General features: G+C 63.2%; 1 protein-coding gene. It reads right to left on the bottom strand.

From position 1 onward, the window contains the following. Positions 1–123: 123 nt before the first annotated feature. Positions 124–1335: an IS256 family transposase gene (locus tag ABFX51_RS20230; protein ID WP_346054556.1), complete on the bottom strand. Its 1212-nt coding sequence runs from the start codon at positions 1333–1335 to the stop codon at positions 124–126. Between the last annotated feature and the right edge of the window lie 383 nt (positions 1336–1718).

The following is a 1718-nucleotide window of genomic DNA, read 5'->3' as shown; positions in this document are numbered from 1 at the left end:
CGCCGACTGACTGCAACACCAGCCCCACCAACCACAACACGAGTTACGAGACATCCCTTAGCTGCGGGTGATTCGTGCGGATGCGTGGGGTCTATCTCGTGATCGGTGTTTCTGGCGGTTTGGTTAGTAGGTTTTGGCGTCCGGCCAGCGGTCACCGAAGGTGATGGCGAAGGCGTTGAGCACGGGCTTCCAGCGCATCGTCCATCGAGCTTGGCCTGTGCCGGTGGGGTCCAGGCTGCGGGTCACAAGATACAGGCACTTCAGCGCGGCCTGCTCGGTTGGGAAGTGGCCGCGGGCCCGCACGGCCCGCCGGTAACGGGCGTTGAGCGATTCGATCGCGTTGGTTGAGCAGATCATCCTCCTGATTTCGACGTCGTAATCGAGGAACGGCACGAACTCGGTCCAGGCGTTGCGCCACAACCGGACCAGCGCCGGGTATTTCGCGGACCAGTTGTCATCCAGTTCCTGCAACGCCGCTTCGGCTGCCGCCGCGTTAGGTGCCTCATACATCGCTTTGAGATCACGTTTGAGCGCGTCGGCGTGTTTCCGGGAAGTGAGCCGGAACGAATTGCGGATGAGGTGGATGATGCAGGTTTGCACGATCGCCCGGGGCCACACCTGTTCCACCACCTCGGGAAGACCTTTCAGGCCATCGCAGACGAGGAAGAACACGTCTTTCACGCCGCGGTTTTTTAGATCGACCAGCACGCTCATCCAGAACTTGGCGCCCTCACCGCCGCTGCCCGCCCACAGGCCGAGCACGTCCTTGCGGCCGTCCACCGTGACGCCGATGGCGGCGTAGAAGGGCCGGTTGGCCACCTGGCCGTCGCGCACCTTGACCACGATCGCGTCGATGAACACCGCGGCGTAGACGACGTCGAGCGGGCGACTGGCCCAGTCCTGCATCTCCGCCACGACCTTGTCGGTGATCCGGGAGATCGTTTCTTTGCTCACCGAAGCGCCATAGATCTCGGCGAAATGCGCCGAGATCTCACCAGTGGTCATGCCCTTCGCATACAACGACAGCACGATCTCGTCCACATCGGTGAGCCGACGTTGCCGCTTCTTCACAATCTGCGGCTCGAACGTCGATTCCCGATCCCGCGGCACCTGAATCTCCACCTCGCCGGCCGCATCCGAGAGCACCGTCTTCTTCCGCGTCCCGTTACGCACATTCGCAGAATCGCGCCCCGGCCGAGCACGGTGTTTCTCGTGCCCGAGGTGTTCGGTCATCTCCTCGTTCAGCGCGGTTTCCAGCACGTTCTTGGTGAACAGCTTCAACAGCCCATTCGGGCCGGTCAGCTCCAGCCCCCGCTGCCGCGCCTCGGCCACCATCGCCGCCGCGGCGGCCTGCTCCGGCGACAACGGCTTCTCACTCTTGCGTGGAGTCACAGCCCCAGATGTCATCACTCACAGTGCCCATCCCGCCGGACCTCAGCCCGGCGTGTCGGGCCAGAAACACCGATCTTGAAACAGTCCCGATGCGTGGGGGTGGTTATGGGGGGAACCGACGAGGATGCGGTCGATCCTGCGTGCGTGCCGTGATTGCCCGATGGCGCGGTTGATCAACGGCGCGGTGAGTGGGTTTCGTTCGTTTAGGTGTGGCCCTCGCTGCCGTCCCGCCTACCGCCCACGTGTCGTGGTAGTACACGCTCTTAGGGATGTCTCGTAACTCGTGTTGTGGTTGGTGGGGCTGGTGTTGCAGTCAGTCGGCGAGG

Origin of the sequence: Amycolatopsis dongchuanensis, from assembly GCF_039542405.1 — a bacterium.
In the GTDB taxonomy this organism is placed as follows: Bacteria; Actinomycetota; Actinomycetes; order Mycobacteriales; family Pseudonocardiaceae; genus Amycolatopsis_E; species Amycolatopsis_E sacchari.
The sequence above is the reverse complement of the archived record's forward strand: the minus strand, read 5'-3'. Positions and strand labels throughout refer to the sequence as shown.

Coding starts and splice junctions, on each gene's coding strand:
- ABFX51_RS20230 (WP_346054556.1), bottom strand. CDS start 1,335: ATGGTGGCCGAGGCGCGGCAGCGGGGGCTGGAGCTGACCGGCCCGAAT.